The sequence below is a fragment of the Nautilia lithotrophica genome, from assembly GCF_054656815.1.
This window is the reverse complement of sequence record NZ_BAAHXN010000001.1, coordinates 779,778-794,331: the sequence shown is the minus strand read 5'-3', so window position 1 is coordinate 794,331 and position 14,554 is coordinate 779,778. Positions and strand designations below refer to the sequence as shown.

Annotated in this window: 14 protein-coding genes; 8 read left to right on the top strand and 6 right to left on the bottom strand. The window is 31.0% G+C overall.

Annotated elements, in window-relative coordinates; translation table 11 throughout:
• Positions 1–3: 3 nt before the first annotated feature.
• From ACYQ19_RS04055 to ACYQ19_RS04045, 3 genes are all read right to left on the bottom strand, one after another.
• Positions 4–2,658, bottom strand: a complete 2,655-nt coding sequence (locus ACYQ19_RS04055) for a molybdopterin-dependent oxidoreductase (RefSeq protein WP_459978140.1) — start codon at positions 2,656–2,658, stop codon at positions 4–6.
• 104 nt (positions 2,659–2,762) lie between these two features.
• Positions 2,763–4,196 carry a DUF3373 family protein gene (locus tag ACYQ19_RS04050; protein WP_459978139.1) on the bottom strand — a complete coding sequence of 478 codons (1,434 nt, stop codon included), beginning with the start codon at positions 4,194–4,196 and terminating at the stop codon, positions 2,763–2,765.
• Between the two features lie 124 nt (positions 4,197–4,320).
• On the bottom strand, positions 4,321–4,665 hold the full coding sequence (locus ACYQ19_RS04045; protein WP_459978138.1) for a hypothetical protein: 345 nt from the start codon (positions 4,663–4,665) through the stop codon (positions 4,321–4,323).
• A gap of 204 nt (positions 4,666–4,869) precedes the next feature.
• Here ACYQ19_RS04045 and ACYQ19_RS04040 point away from each other — a divergent pair, with 204 nt between their 5' ends.
• From ACYQ19_RS04040 to trmD, 6 genes are all read left to right on the top strand, one after another.
• Positions 4,870–5,631 (top strand): RluA family pseudouridine synthase, encoded by a 762-nt coding sequence (locus ACYQ19_RS04040; RefSeq protein WP_459978137.1) that lies wholly within the window; start codon positions 4,870–4,872, stop codon positions 5,629–5,631.
• Positions 5,632–5,644: 13 nt separating this feature from the next.
• Positions 5,645–6,994, top strand: a complete 1,350-nt coding sequence (gene ffh, locus ACYQ19_RS04035; RefSeq protein ID WP_459978136.1) for a signal recognition particle protein — start codon at positions 5,645–5,647, stop codon at positions 6,992–6,994.
• A gap of 75 nt (positions 6,995–7,069) precedes the next feature.
• Positions 7,070–7,315, top strand: coding sequence for a 30S ribosomal protein S16 (gene rpsP / locus ACYQ19_RS04030; RefSeq protein WP_459978135.1), 246 nt, complete (start codon positions 7,070–7,072; stop codon positions 7,313–7,315).
• Positions 7,315–7,557: a KH domain-containing protein gene (locus ACYQ19_RS04025; RefSeq protein WP_459978134.1), complete on the top strand. Its 243-nt coding sequence runs from the start codon at positions 7,315–7,317 to the stop codon at positions 7,555–7,557. Before rpsP ends, ACYQ19_RS04025 begins: the two co-directional genes overlap by 1 nt.
• A complete protein-coding gene (gene rimM / locus ACYQ19_RS04020) occupies positions 7,550–8,071 on the top strand; it encodes a ribosome maturation factor RimM (protein ID WP_459978133.1) in 522 nt (173 codons plus the stop codon). The genes ACYQ19_RS04025 and rimM overlap by 8 nt, the downstream gene beginning before the upstream one ends.
• The gene (gene trmD / locus ACYQ19_RS04015) at positions 8,068–8,751 is read left to right on the top strand and encodes a tRNA (guanosine(37)-N1)-methyltransferase TrmD (protein ID WP_459978132.1); all 684 of its coding nucleotides are present in this window, start codon (positions 8,068–8,070) and stop codon (positions 8,749–8,751) included. Before rimM ends, trmD begins: the two co-directional genes overlap by 4 nt.
• On the opposite strand, the gene ACYQ19_RS04010 is transcribed toward trmD, so the two are convergent.
• Complete coding sequence (locus ACYQ19_RS04010; protein WP_459978131.1) at positions 8,703–10,670, bottom strand: EAL domain-containing response regulator; 1,968 nt, start codon at positions 10,668–10,670, stop codon at positions 8,703–8,705. The genes trmD and ACYQ19_RS04010 overlap by 49 nt on opposite strands.
• 105 nt (positions 10,671–10,775) lie before the next feature.
• Here ACYQ19_RS04010 and ACYQ19_RS04005 point away from each other — a divergent pair, with 105 nt between their 5' ends.
• Both ACYQ19_RS04005 and rplS read left to right on the top strand, forming a co-directional pair.
• Complete coding sequence (locus ACYQ19_RS04005) at positions 10,776–11,804, top strand: HupE/UreJ family protein (RefSeq protein ID WP_459978130.1); 1,029 nt, start codon at positions 10,776–10,778, stop codon at positions 11,802–11,804.
• Positions 11,805–11,876: 72 nt separating this feature from the next.
• On the top strand, positions 11,877–12,233 hold the full coding sequence (gene rplS, locus ACYQ19_RS04000; protein WP_459978129.1) for a 50S ribosomal protein L19: 357 nt from the start codon (positions 11,877–11,879) through the stop codon (positions 12,231–12,233).
• Positions 12,234–12,528: 295 nt separating this feature from the next.
• Here the strand turns inward: rplS and groL are convergent, their stop codons facing one another.
• Together groL and groES are read right to left on the bottom strand one after the other, a co-directional pair.
• Positions 12,529–14,166, bottom strand: a complete 1,638-nt coding sequence (groL, locus tag ACYQ19_RS03995) for a chaperonin GroEL (protein ID WP_459978128.1) — start codon at positions 14,164–14,166, stop codon at positions 12,529–12,531.
• A gap of 14 nt (positions 14,167–14,180) precedes the next feature.
• Complete coding sequence (gene groES / locus ACYQ19_RS03990; protein WP_459978127.1) at positions 14,181–14,453, bottom strand: co-chaperone GroES; 273 nt, start codon at positions 14,451–14,453, stop codon at positions 14,181–14,183.
• Positions 14,454–14,554 lie beyond the last annotated feature (101 nt).

Here is a 14,554-nt window from a genome sequence, read left to right as displayed (position 1 = left end):
TTTTTACACCTTTCTAATTGTTACAAAAGTTTCGTTCATACTTGCAGCTCCGATAATCGGATCAGTATGATCTTCTGCAATTGTAGCTTGAGAAATTCCGTTATTTCCACCAAGTGTAAGCATTGGTGATTTACTTCCCATACCTGTTGCAACAAAAATAGTATCTTTTCTTATTCTTTTAGTTGGATATACTTTTCCAATAACTTTTTGACCAGTTCTGTTAGTAAGTTCTACTTCATCTTTAAATTTAACGCCAAGTTCTTTAGCAAGTTCGTCGTTAATCCAGATGTAGTTATAGTTCATAAGGTCAAGTAGCAGATAGTTATTAGGATGTGAACTTTGTGTAAAGTATCCATGTCTTCCTACTACAAGTCTTACTTGATTTCCTTTAGGTTCTTCAAATAATGAATCTCTCCATTTAGGGAATTTATAAAGTGTTTCTTCTTGTCCGTTAATAGGGTTTTTGAACTTTTTACCTTCTAAGTTTCTTAGTGCAAGTTTAATCCATTTACCTTTTTTAGGTTTAATGCAGTAATCTTTTGGAAGTTTTGAGTATTTATCGTATAGGTCATATACTGCACCAGCTTTATCTTCATAATCTTTTTTAAGAACTTTTAAGTGTTCATCAATAGCTTCTTCAATTGCATCTTCAATTCCAGGCCAGTAAGCTCCATATTCTTTTGCAATTTCAGCAGCTTTTTTGCCATAAATTTCACTCATTACTTCTTCATTGAATTCTTCAGGAGTTTTTTCATATGCCGCACTAAGTTTGAATGTGGCAATGTCTAATCCGTCTTCACCTGCATGTTCAAGAATTTTTTCTACAAGTTTTTCGTCTTTAATATCAGCTTTTAATTTTTCTTCATCAATTTCAAATTCATCAGTCAGATATTTAGCAACATTGAAATCAGCAGGAAGTTCTACTTCCATCTCATCAGCATCCCAAGTATATTTGAATGTAATAGCTGCTAAATCTTTTTCAACTTTTTCACTAAGTTCTTTCATAATATTATAAAGCGGTTTAGTTGAATACATTGGTTCCATCGTTGCACTTCTCCAACCAATTACAGGTTGACAAAGTGTTCCAAATGATTTAATAGGTGAAGTTCTTTCAAGATACGGTGTATCAGGTAAAATAACATCCGCATACATTGCTGTATCGTTTGGAATGATGTCTATCACTACCACTAAATCCATTGTATCAAACATTTCTGCCGTTTTTTCGTATCCAGGAACTGACTGCATTGGGTTTTCTCTGTAGATAAACATACCTCTAACAGGATATTCACCATCAGCAAGTTTTTCGCCTTTTTTCCATTTTGTGTTAATTTCATGCACTTTGTTTCTGAAAATCTGCCAGCTACCTTTTGTAGGGTTTAATAGCGGGAATTCACCTTTAGGGTTTGTGGCGATATCTATTCTTGTTTGAGCATTGTCATAAATTGGAAAATCTTCGTATTCGTATTTTTCAGCTTTAAGGCCGCGCCCAAGTAATATACCACCAGGTCTGTTAACACATCCGTGTAAAACATTAAAGATTGCTTGAGCACGTCTGAAATCAAAATCTTGATAATACCAAGTTGATTTTCTACTTCTGTAGCAGTTTGCCGCACCTTTACTCTCTTCAGCCGCATCAGAAAATTCTTTTGTAAGTCTTCTGATAGTATCAGCAGGAATATCAGTAATTTTTTCAGCCCATTCAGGTGTATATTTACTACCTTCTCCATTTGTAAAGTATTCAACTAATTCATCTAAACCATCAGCGTTTTTAGCTAAATAGTCAGCTTTATAAGGAGTTTTATAATAACCTTTGTTAATAGTTTCATGGATCATAGCAAGCATTAGTGCAAGGTCTGTTCCAGGTTTAATTGGAACAAATTCATCAGCTTGTGCTGCAGTATTTGTATATCTTACATCAACATACACTATCTTTGTTCCTCTTTTATGTCCTCTTCTGAAAAGGTCAAGTGTATCAGGAGTTACGATAGCTTCTGCTCTGTTAGCACCTAGCATTAAAACATATTTGCTTCTTCTAAAGTCAGCACTACCCCAACTTCCATATGTTAATTTATTAGCCATAAATGCAGGGGCAAAACATGTAGTAAAATGGTCAACAAATATTGCACTACCTACACCATTTGCAAATGTTGCAAAAAGTGGTTCTTCAGCACCAGCACCAGCACCGAATGCTATAGCACTTCTATTGTCTTTCTCTTCATTGTAAATTTTGACCATCTTTTGTCTAATATATTCATACGCTTCTTCCCAAGTAGCTTTTCTAAATTTACCTTCACCTCTTTTTCCTACCCTAATAAGAGGCCATTTTAATCTGTCAGGATCATATGGAGCCGCAAGTCCGGCATTACCTCTTGCACATAAAAAGTTTCTTGATTTTGTAAAAAGAGGGTTTGGATCTAATTTTACAACTTTTCCATCAACATTTCTAGCTATAGCACCACACATATTAACACACATACCACAAAATGTAGGAATGTATTTTGCGTTTTTGATGTCCTTTTCTTTTTTCTCTTTAGCACTTTCGGCATCTTTATACGCACTTAAAGCATACGCTGAAGAACTTGCAAGCGTAACACCTGCAGCCGCAGCCGCTGAGCCTTTTAGAAAGTTTCTTCTTTTGAGATTTATAATTTCAGACATTTATTCTCCTTTTAGGAATTTACCAAATAATAGTATCAAAAAAAAATTAAAAAGAAGTGCCAAAAGGCACTTATAAGTTAAATTTATGTTAATTATTAAAAATATTAGAAGTTATATCTAATAAACGCTCTAATATCTGATGCTTTTTTAACATAAGGCATTTTATATGCTGTATATGTGTCTGGATCCATCATCATACCAAAGAACCCGTCACTTCCAGGATAATCATATTTAATGTATGTATATCTAAGTCCTGCTGTTAGATGTGGAATGATTTCAGTGTTATAGTAAACATCTACAGCCTTACCTCTTACAGATGCGATGCTTCCTACTAATGTATCTTCACCATATGTAAAGTTTCTCCAATATTTGCTACCTTTTACATAACTAATTCCAAATCTGTCTCCGTCATTAAATCCAGGCATATCAGCACCAATCCAAATACTATGACCAGTATGTGATTTAGCTGCAATATTGCCTGAAGGTGTATTGATATAAGCGTTTTGCCCATTTGTAGAAGTTTTGCTGTATCCATAAGAAATAAATGCTTTTGTATCATCCAAGAAATCGCTAATTCCATCACCAATTCCATCAGCTTTGAATATAACGTTTTCACCAAAATAGTTACCAAAATCTCTCATTGTTTTTTCATTCTTAGTCATATTTAACTCATAACCTTGAACATGCCAAGCCCAAACTGTTTCAGTCCATAAAGAATATTGTCCGTTGTCATAAGGAACGAAAATAAATCCAGCAAAATCCATATTATCAAGAGCAGCTTTTGCATAATTTCTTCCTAAATTGTCATTGAATTTACCTGTTGAACTTGAGTATCCTCTTCCGGCACAAACTTTAAACCAAGTTCCCCAATCACCAAAACTATCAGAAATTTTTGAAAATTCACCATTTCCGATTTTGAAACTGAATCCGTCAAATTCCATATTAATTAAATGTGCAAGCGGTGAATTTGGATTGTCACCTTCTCTTAAGTTTGCAGGATACCCGTTTGTAGCTGGTCTTCTTCCAGCACTAAACATGAAATCATCACCGAAATAGTAATTAAAGAAAGCTTCTTTAACCCTTACAGTAACATCATCAGGTGTTTCGTTTGCGAACCATGGTGTATTTTGCCATGGACCATTTTCATCGTTCATACCATAGATATTATTAGCTTCAATTTTGATTGTTCCTTTTAAATTGTCACTTGGTTTAGCTACACCAGTTAAAATTACTCTGTTAGTTAAAATATTGTTAGTATAAGTTTTTTCAGGATGTAAATTATGTAAAGAATCCATCCATTCAGAAACTCTTTGAGAGATATGGTCATAAGTTGTTCTTAAATCGTAACTCCAGAATAGATGGTTATTTGCTACGATAGGAGCAACTTTTTTATAATATCTGTCGTTTTGTTCAGTCTGTTTTGCTTTTAATTCTTTTAATTGTTGTTGTAAGTCATTGATTTGTTTTTGTAAACTATCGATAGTAGGTGCTGCAAATAGTCCTGCAACTACTGTAGCTGAAAGTAGTAATTTTTTCATTTTATCTCCTTAATTGTTTTTTATTTTTTCCGGGGAAGAATGAAACCCGAAAATTAAACAGCGAAAATTATAATAAAAAAACTTTAAACTACACAACAAAAATGTTAATTATAAGTTAATTTAATTACATACATCCGGCCGGTATCTGACCATTTAAAACATTGAAAAGGAATACTTTTAGTTGTTTGAGTTTGCCTCTTTTGATTATTTTTTCCAAACCTTCAGCAGCTTTTGGGTTAAATTGTCTGGTTTTTTCAATTAGCGGCTTTGCATCGTCTTTAAATAAATTTAGTAAATCTTCTTCGTTGTGAACATTTAATTTTTTCAAAAGTTCAGGAGCTTTTATGCCATATTTTGGGATATGCTTTACGTATCTTATATATGCCCTGTATCCGTCGATATAGGGGCTTATTGCGTAAAGTTGCGTCGATAGAGCAAGTGCGATAAATACAGATGTTTTGAGTTTCATATCTTCCCCTTTTATATTCGAATGAATATTAATTCATTCTCAATCAGTATATTAACTCTTTTTTCCTTAAAGAAAGCTTAATATAAATAAAATTTATAACAATATTATAACAATTTTTTGATTGCGTTTATATATTAAATAATGTTTTTACAAAAATATAAGAAAAATTTTTTATTTGTTATAATTTCAACAAAAAAGGTTAAAATGAACGAAAAAGCTTATATTCTTTTGGCAAAACAAGAAGGTATTTCAAACAGGGCCGCAAAAGAGCTAATAGACAGAGGACTTGTTTATGCAAAAGATAAAAAGGTAAAAATTGCAAGAGGGCTACTTCCCGTAAATACTAAATTTAAAGTATTAAAATTTCCAAAACCCAAAAAAATTTTTGAAGATGAGAATTTAATAGCAATAGACAAACCCCCTTATATAACTAGTGAAGAAATATCTAAAATGTTTAAACATGAACTTCTTCACAGATTGGATAAAGAAACAAGCGGTGTTTTGATTTTAGTTAAAAACGAAAAATTTAAAAAAATGGCAATAGAAGAATTTAAAAAATACAATGTTTATAAAGAGTATATTGCATGGGTGAGTGGTATTGTGGCTGAACCCATGAAAATAGACCTTCCAATTAAAGTAATAAAAACAAAAAGCGGAGCACTTGCAAAGATATCAAAAGACGGAGAAGACGCCGTAACGGAAGTTGAGCCGATTTTGGCGTTTAGAACCAAATCGAAAGTAAAAGCAATAATCCACACCGGTAGAACCCATCAGATAAGAGCACATTTAAGAGCTGTAGAACATCCGATTTTGGGTGATGAAAAATACGGAGGTGAACCTTTTAAAAGGGTAATGCTTCATCACCATAAATTTAAGATATTTGATTATAATTTTGTCTCACCGGAACCGAGTGATTTTAAAATGCAGGAAGAAGTAAATAATTATAAGAAGAAAAAGAAGAAATAGTTAAAGGAGAAGTATGTTTGACAAGATAAGCGACGGCTTTAAAAGCGCCATTAATAAAATAAGAATGAAAGATGACGAAAAGGCACTTAAGAAGGCTCTTGACGAACTTAAAAAGAATCTTTTAAAAGCAGATGTTCATTTTAAAGTGGTTAAGGATCTGCTAAGAGAAGTTGAAATTGAAACAAAAAGAGCAGGGATAGGGAAGGCTAACTTTTTAAAAGCCCTTGATAAGGCCTTAACTAAAATTTTAACGGCTCCTGGTAATTACGGATTTGTATATGCATCAAAACCACCTACCATCGTTCTTATGACAGGTCTTCAGGGAAGCGGTAAAACAACTACCACCGCCAAACTTGCTAATTATTTAAAACAATTCAAAAAGAAAAAAGTTTTAATGGTTGCCGCAGACCTTCAAAGACTTGCAGCCGTAGAACAGCTTAAACAATTAGCAGAGCAAAACGGGCTTGATATATTTTACGATGAAAATTCAAAAGATCCAGTGGAAATAGCAAAAAAAGGCGTTGAAGAAGCAAAAGAGAAGTTTTATGACGTTGTTTTAATAGATACCGCAGGACGTCTTGCAATTGATGACGAACTTATGAATGAGCTTGTAAAAATTAAAGAAGAGGTAAATCCGCATGAAATATTTTATGTAGCTGATTCTCTTACAGGTAAGGATGCATTAAATACTGCCAAACAATTTGATGAAAAACTTGATATAACAGGCGTTATTCTTACAAAATATGATGGTGATGCAAAAGGTGGTGTGGCTTTAAGTATTGCACACCAGGTAGGAAAACCTTTAAGATTTTTAGGAACCGGAGAAAAAGTTCAAGATATCGAAGTTTTCGTTCCGGACAGAATAGTAAGCCGTATAATGGGGGCAGGGGATATTGAAGGGTTAGTTGAAAAAACTTCCGCAATAATTGATGAAAAAGAGGCTAAAAAACTGACTAAAAAACTTAAAAAAGGTAAGTTTAATTATGAAGATTTTTTAAATCAGCTTGAGCAGATGAAAAAACTCGGAAGTATGAAAAATTTGCTTAGTATGATACCTGGTATGGGTAATATGCTTAAACAGCTTGGAGATATTGATTTGGAAAATTCTGCCGAAATTAAAAAAATAAAAGCAATGATTAGTTCGATGACTCCAAAAGAGAGACAAAATCCTGAACTTATTAAGGAGAGTGCGAGCAGAAGAAGAAGAATAGCTCAAGGTGCCGGACTTAGCGTTCAGGAAATAAATAGAATTAATAAACAATTTCAAAATGCGGCAAAAATGGCTAAAAAATTTGCAGGTAAAAAAATGCCTAATATGAATGAGCTTATGAAAATGACTCAGGGCTTGAATTTTCCTAAATAATATATTAAAATTCCGAATTAATTTGTATATGGGTAGGTTTGGGCGGGATTAAACAAAATAAATTAAGGAGTAAACGTGGTAAAAGTAAGATTAGCAAGATTTGGTAGAAAAAAGAGACCTTTTTACAGAATAGTTGTAACCGATAGCAGAAAAAGAAGAGATTCTGGATGGATTGAATCAATTGGATATTACAATCCTATGACTGAACCTGCAACTGTAAAATTAGATCTTGACAGACTTAACTATTGGTTAGGTGTTGGTGCAAAAATGAGCGAAAGAGTTACTAAACTTAAAAAAATAGCAGAGGAAAACAACGCTTAATGGTTGTTGATTTTGTAACCGAGTTTGCTAAACTATTAGCATTTGAGCCTGAGCATGTCAGAGTTGAGGTAATTCCTCATGAGGATTTTGACGAAATAATTATATATGCAAAAAAAGCCGATGTAGGTAGAATTATAGGCAAAGAGGGCTCAATGGTAAAAGCCATAAAAACCGTGATTAGTGGATGTAGAGCAAAAGAAAATAAAAATTATAAAATAACGGTAAAAACAGAAGATGAATAAAATTCCTATTGCAAAAATAGGTAAAAGCTACGGAATTAAAGGGTGGCAAAAAATCCACCTTTTAACTGACTTTCCTGAACAATTTAAAAGTGGGAAAACTTTTCCTTCCGATAAAATAGACCTTACTATCGAAAAAATTGATTTAAAAAGAGGACTTGTTAAATTTAAAGGCATCGATACGCCGGAAGATGCGAAAAAGCTTACTAATAGAATGCTTTATACTACTAAAGAACAGACAAAAGAAGATATTAAACTTAAAGAAAATGAATATTTCTGGTTTGATATTATAGGCTGTGAAGTATATGAAGAAGGTGAGCTACTTGGGCGTGTTAAAGAGATAGAAAGAGCAAACGAAGCCGATTATCTTGTAATAAACACTAACCCAGAATTAATTGAAAAAAAATATCCTAAGAGATTTTTGATTGATTTTAAAAGACACGTAAAAGATGTGGATGTAGAAAATAAAAAAATTGAAGCTAACGGTGCAAAAGAGATACTCGATTCGCTGCTATGAAACTTATTTTCGTTACACTTTTTCCCGATATAATCAGTTGTTATTTTAAAGATTCGATTTTGAAAAAAGCGATTGATAAAAATATTTTTGAAATAGAATTTGTAAATTTCAGAGAATATTCAAATAATAAATATAAAAGAGTAGATACACCATTGACAGGTGGCGGAGCAGGTATGATTATAGATAATATTGCTCTTAGGGATTGCTTAAATGATTTAAAATCAAAACATAATAATTCAAAAGTAATATTTTTAACTCCGGTAGGGAAGATGTTTAATCAAAAGGATGCAATAAGACTTGCAAATGAAGATGTTTTAATATTAGTGTGTGGAAGGTATGAAGGCTTTGATGAAAGGCTTATAGAGGATTTTGCTGATGAAGTCTTGAGCATAGGAGATTATATATTAACTGGTGGTGAACTTGGTGCTTTGGTTATAGCTGATGCGGTTTTGAGAAATGTAAAAGGCGTATTGGGTAATGAAGAGTCATTAAAAGGTGAAAGCTTTGAAAATTCACTTCTTGAACCTCCTCAGTTTTCAAAAACAGGTGATGTGCCGGAAATTTTAAAAAGTGGTAATCACTCAAAAATTAAAGAATGGCAAACTAAACTTTCTGCTTTTAAAACGAAATTTCATAGGCCAGATTTAATTTCCATTGATAATAATGGTTTACTGAAATAATATCCTTGAGAATAATCTACTTTTAACTTTTTGATTGTATTGAAAATTTCTTCATTTTCAACAAATTCAGCAACCGTTTTTTTATTTTCTTTTTTTGCAAAGTTTACGATTGCTTCAACTATATCTTGTTTTGTTTTATCTTTATCTATATCTTTTATTAATATTCCATCAATTTTTATAATATCAGCTTTTGCTTCAATGATTCTTGTAAAATTTGAATATCCACTTCCAAAATCATCAATAGCTATTTCTGCATTCAAAGCTGTAACTTTTTTTATAAATTCAGTCATTGTATGTTCGAATTGTATTATTTCATCTTCGAGTAATTCAAAAGTTATCATGCCCTTTTCGGGTTCGAATCTTTCTAAAAGAGAATAAATTTGATTTCTAATAGATTCAATTAGAATGTCACTAGGTGAGAGGTTTATAGAAATTGGTATTTGTTTATCTTGAAAAATTTTAAATGTATTTTCAAGAACTTTTATTGTTATATTACTATAGAGTCCAGCTTGTTTAGCAATTTCTAAAAAATGATAAGGAGTTAAAATATCACCAGATTCGTTTATAATTCTTACTAAAGATTCATACTTTATGATTTTTTTTGTAGAATTATCAATAATTGGCTGAAAAAGTGAAATAACTTTATTATGTTTTAAAGCATATTTTATTGTTTTTAAAATTTCCATATTTTTTAAAATTTCTACTTTTTTCTTAGCACATAAACCATTTGCTAAAATCACTCGTTTTTCAGAGTTTTCTATTTCATCAAAACCACTAATAGCATTTTCATATAAGTGTGTTTTTCCATATGCATAACTTATTTTAATTAGTGGATAATATTCAAAGCCATTAATAATAATAGGGTAATTTAATACATTTTTTACTATTTTATTAAAAATATCATTTAGTGATTCTTTTGAGAATTTTTCTATTAAAAATCCGAAAATACCTTCTTGAATATCGTATTCTTCAATATTTTTAAAATACTTTTTAAGTAAATTTTTAACTCTTTTTAAAAGTCTTATTTTGAGCTTTACAATGGTATCTTCATCGTATATGAGTTTTATGTTATGAAAATTATCAATTTTTATAAGAACCAATAAAGCTTCTTTTAATAGTTGTAACTTATCATTTATGAGTTTTTCAGCGTTGATATAATTTGTTACATCTTTTCTTAATGCAATAAATTCTTTAATATTGCCATTATTATCAAAAATGGGCTTTACAATAGTTTCTACATAATAAGCTTCTCCATTTTTTTTGCGATTTTTAATTAAACCTTTCCATGTTTTTTTATTTAAAATCGTATTCCATAGATCTTTAAATACTTCCTTTTTCATGTCTGGATGTCTTACAATGTTATGGGGTTGACCTATTAATTCCTCTCTTTTAAATCCAGATATTTCTACAAATGCATCATTTACATAAGTTATAATACCATTTAAATCTGTTTTTGAAACTATTAAACTTTCATCCACAATGTTTTTATATTGTTGTAATAAATTTATCTGTTTTTGTAATTCTATTTTATAAGATAGGATATTTTTCATTGTTGAAAAAAATTTACTTAGATCAAAAGGTTTTAGTAAAAAGCCATCAATATCTAAATCAATTGCTTTTAATAAAGTATCAGTATCAAAAAAGGCGGAAAGAAAAACTACTATTATATCAGGATGATTTTTTTTAATTTGTTTGGCCAGTTCAAATCCATTTATTTTAGGCATATTAATATCTGTTATTACTATATCGATGTTATTGTTTTTTAAAATTTCTGAAGCTTCTTTTCCATTAGAAGCTATTTTAATAGATTTAAATAATTTAGAAAATAAGGCTTTTCCAAGTTCAATAATTGTTTCATTATCATCAACAAACAATAAATTAAGTTTTTTAAGTTCATTTATCATTTCTATATCATACATCTCTCCCCTTTATATGGGAAATTATATCAAATTAATTGATAGTCCAACTAAAATTAATAAAAAAATATAAAGTATAATTTTGAAAATTAAAAAGGGTGTAACTTGTTGAGGAAAATATTATTTATTTTGATTGGTGTATATGTTTTTGCTCATCCGTTAAATTTAACTAAAATGGATTTTAATTTATCAAGTAAAATATTTCATTTAAGATTTGTTTCTTATAACATTGAAAAGGTATTTTCAAAAGAATTTGAAAATGAAAAAGAAATATCGGATTTCAAAAAAGAAATAGCAAATTACACCAAAAAACATTTAATTATAAAGGGATGTAAATTAAAGTTAATCGATTTTAAAGTGAATAACGAAATAGTAATTGATGAATATTTTTACCTGAAATGTAAAAACTATGATTTTTTAAAAATAAGATTTGACATGTTTTTTAAAGAAGACAACACGCAAACAGGTGTTTTAAAAGTTTTAGATGGCAATAAAGAATATATAATGAACTTCAATCCTCAAAATAGAATAAAGATACTTGAGATGGATGAAAAAACTTCATTTAATGATTTTGTTTTATTGGGAATTCTACATATTATTCACGGATTTGACCATATAACTTTTCTTTTGACGTTGCTGCTTCCGGCTATTATGTTTTCATTGTCTTTTAAAGATTCTTTAAAATCTATTTTGATTATTGCAACAGCTTTTAGTATTTCACATTCTGTATCTTTAATGGCCAGTGCTTTTAATATTGTTGAAATAAATCCAAATTTCATTGAAATACTTATAGCGTTAACAATATTTTTAACAGCATTAAATAATATTTATCATGCTGTTAATTACAAAAAAGAGTGGCTTATAGCATTTTTGTTTGGTTTTGTGCATGGTTTTGCTTTTTCGGAAGCCGTAAGAGATATTCATATTGATTTTAATAATTTTATAAAAATAGTGTTGGGTTTTAATTTGGGTGTTGAAATAGGTCAGATAATTATTATATTAAGTATAGGTCCTATTTTATATTATTTAATTAAAAAAGAAAATAAAATTTATAATTTATTGAATTTTGTTGCAATAATTTTATCGGTTTTATGGTTTTTTGATAGGGTGTTTGGTTTTCAATTTATCTCTTTTTAAATTTTTTGGTATAATTTCACTTCAAAATTAAGTGTGAATGCCGGGGACGGCCAATGGCACAAAGGAGATAGTATGATTAACAAATACATTGAAGCGTTTGAAGCTAAGCAAATCGAAGGTAAAGAAATTCCTGAATTCAGACCAGGAGATACTGTAAGAGTGGCAGTTGAAATTAAAGAAGGTGACAAAAAAAGAATTCAGAACTTTGAAGGTGTTGTAATTGCAATAAAAGGTAGAGGTGCTGGAAAAACTTTCACAGTAAGAAAAATCGGTGCAAACAATATTGGTATTGAAAGAATTTTCCCTCTATACAGCGAAAGTATTGCAGGAATCGAAGTTGTTAGAAAAGGTAAAGTAAGAAGAGCTAAACTTTACTATCTAAGAGGAAAAACTGGTAAAAAAGCAAGAATTAAAGAAAGAAGAGATTAATTTTCTTTCTTTTTTTATTTTTATAACTATTAGTGTCTGGCACTATATTTAGAGGTGTAAAGTCTTGCTTATTGATATGTATGAAAAAATTTATAAAAAGATAATTAAAGTTTTGTAATGATTGTAAAGTTTGGATTTGTAAAAATAAATGTGTAATTTTTTAACTTAAAAATGAACAAAATATTTATATTAACCAATGTTTATTAAAAGAATAAATTAAATAATAAAAAACAAATTTAAACATCTGGTGACAGACACTATCTTGTGAAAAATAAAAAAGAAACAAGAATGGGAATTACATCATTCCCATTCCACCCATTCCACCCATGTCAGGTGCTGCTGCAGCCGGTTTTTCTTCAGGAACTTCTGTTACCGCCGCTTCAGTTGTAAGAAGCAGGCTTCCTACTGATACAGCATTTTGAAGTGCAATTCTTTCAACTTTTGTAGGGTCGATAATTCCAGCTTCAAACATATCTACATACTCACCTGTAGCCGCATTGAATCCTGTGTTTTCATCAGCTTCTTCAACTTTCATAGCAACGATTCCAGGCTCATATCCTGCGTTTTTAGCAATTTGTTTGATAGGTGCTTTTACAGCTTGTTTTACAATATCTACACCGATTTTTTCATCAGCGTCTTCTACATTTACACTGATTTTTGCTGCAGCTTTAAGAATTGCCGCACCACCACCGATTACGATTCCTTCTTCAACAGCAGCTTTAGTTGCGCTAAGTGCGTCGTCAACTCTGTCTTTTTTCTCTTTCATTTCAGTTTCAGTTGCCGCACCAACTTTGATTACAGCAACACCACCGCTTAATTTTGCAAGTCTTTCTTGTAATTTTTCTCTGTCATAATCGCTTGTTGTCTCTTCAATTTCTTTTTTGATTTGAGCAATTCTTGCTTCAATAGCCGCTTTGTCACCTCTACCATCAACAATTGTAGTGTTTTCTTTATCTACTACAACTCTTCCAGCCTGTCCAAGGTCTGCTAATGTTGCGCTTTCAAGTGTTCTACCAAGCTCTTCTGAAATTACTTGTCCGCCTGTTAGAATTGCGATATCTTGAAGCATTGCTTTTCTTCTATCACCAAATCCAGGTGCTTTAACAGCACATACGTTTAGAACACCTCTTAATTTATTAACTACAAGTGTTGCAAGTGCTTCACCTTCAACATCTTCAGCAATGATTAATAATGGTTTGTTTCCAGCTTGAACCATTTGCTCAAGTAATGGTAATAAATCTTTCATATTGCTGATTTTTTTATCGTATAGTAAAATGTATGCATCATTAAGTTCAGCAACCATTTTTTCAGTATCAGTTACGAAATATGGTGATAAGTAACCTCTGTCAAACTGCATACCTTCAACTACTTCAAGTTCGTCTTGAAGTGATTTTCCTTCTTCTACAGTAATTACACCATCTTTTCCAACTTTATCCATAGCTTCAGCTATAAGCTCACCGATTTTTTTGTCGTTGTTTGCTGAAATTGTTGCTACCTGAGCAATTTGCTCTTTGTTTTCAACTGTTTTGCTCATGTTTTTAAGTTCAGCAATTATTGCTTCAACAGCCTTATCCATTCCTCTTTTAACTGCTACAGGGTTCGCACCGGCAGTAATGTATTTTAAACCTTCTTTGAAAATAGCATGTGCTAAAACAGTTGCTGTTGTTGTTCCGTCTCCCGCCTCATCAGCAGTTTTACTTGCAACTTCTTTTACTAATTGAGCACCCATGTTTTCTACAGGATGTTTAAGTTCGATTTCTTTTGCTACTGACACCCCGTCTTTTGTAATGTGAGGTGCTCCAAAACTTCTTTGAAGTAGAACGTTTCTACCTTTTGGACCCATAGTTACTCTAACAGCGTCTGCGAGTTTTTCAACACCCGCTAATAATTCGTTTCTTGCTACATCGCTGTATACAACTTCTTTTGCCGCCATATTCCCCTCCTTTCTTATTCTATAATTCCAAGAATATCGTCAGTATTTAATACCAAATATTCTTTTCCGTCAATTGTTATATCAGTTCCTGCATATTTTGCAAATACTACTTTATCACCTTCTTTTAGAGGAAGGTTTTCGTCTTCTTCAACTTCTTTAGAAATTGCTACGATTTTTCCTTCAAGTGGTTTTTCTTTCGCATTATCAGGGATAATGATTCCACTAGCAGTTTTAGCTTCTTCTTCAACTCTTTCTACTAATACTCTTAGTCCTATAGGTTTAAACATTTCCGCCTCCTTTAGCAGTTATTTATTTTAACTGACGAAATTATAATAGAAAAAAGTTAAAAAGTCAATATTTTTTATAGAAAAATTTAAATATTTTTAGT

What these genes read in the sequence shown, in the direction of transcription:
- ACYQ19_RS04055 (WP_459978140.1), bottom strand. Translation starts at nt 2,658, where the DNA reads ATGTCTGAAATTATAAATCTCAAAAGAAGAAACTTTCTAAAAGGCTCA.
- ACYQ19_RS04050 (WP_459978139.1), bottom strand. Translation starts at nt 4,196, where the DNA reads ATGAAAAAATTACTACTTTCAGCTACAGTAGTTGCAGGACTATTTGCA.
- ACYQ19_RS04045 (WP_459978138.1), bottom strand. Translation starts at nt 4,665, where the DNA reads ATGAAACTCAAAACATCTGTATTTATCGCACTTGCTCTATCGACGCAA.
- ACYQ19_RS04040 (WP_459978137.1), top strand. Translation starts at nt 4,870, where the DNA reads ATGAACGAAAAAGCTTATATTCTTTTGGCAAAACAAGAAGGTATTTCA.
- ffh (WP_459978136.1), top strand. Translation starts at nt 5,645, where the DNA reads ATGTTTGACAAGATAAGCGACGGCTTTAAAAGCGCCATTAATAAAATA.
- ACYQ19_RS04025 (WP_459978134.1), top strand. Translation starts at nt 7,315, where the DNA reads ATGGTTGTTGATTTTGTAACCGAGTTTGCTAAACTATTAGCATTTGAG.
- rimM (WP_459978133.1), top strand. Translation starts at nt 7,550, where the DNA reads ATGAATAAAATTCCTATTGCAAAAATAGGTAAAAGCTACGGAATTAAA.
- trmD (WP_459978132.1), top strand. Translation starts at nt 8,068, where the DNA reads ATGAAACTTATTTTCGTTACACTTTTTCCCGATATAATCAGTTGTTAT.
- ACYQ19_RS04010 (WP_459978131.1), bottom strand. Translation starts at nt 10,670, where the DNA reads ATGTATGATATAGAAATGATAAATGAACTTAAAAAACTTAATTTATTG.
- rplS (WP_459978129.1), top strand. Translation starts at nt 11,877, where the DNA reads ATGATTAACAAATACATTGAAGCGTTTGAAGCTAAGCAAATCGAAGGT.
- groL (WP_459978128.1), bottom strand. Translation starts at nt 14,166, where the DNA reads ATGGCGGCAAAAGAAGTTGTATACAGCGATGTAGCAAGAAACGAATTA.
- groES (WP_459978127.1), bottom strand. Translation starts at nt 14,453, where the DNA reads ATGTTTAAACCTATAGGACTAAGAGTATTAGTAGAAAGAGTTGAAGAA.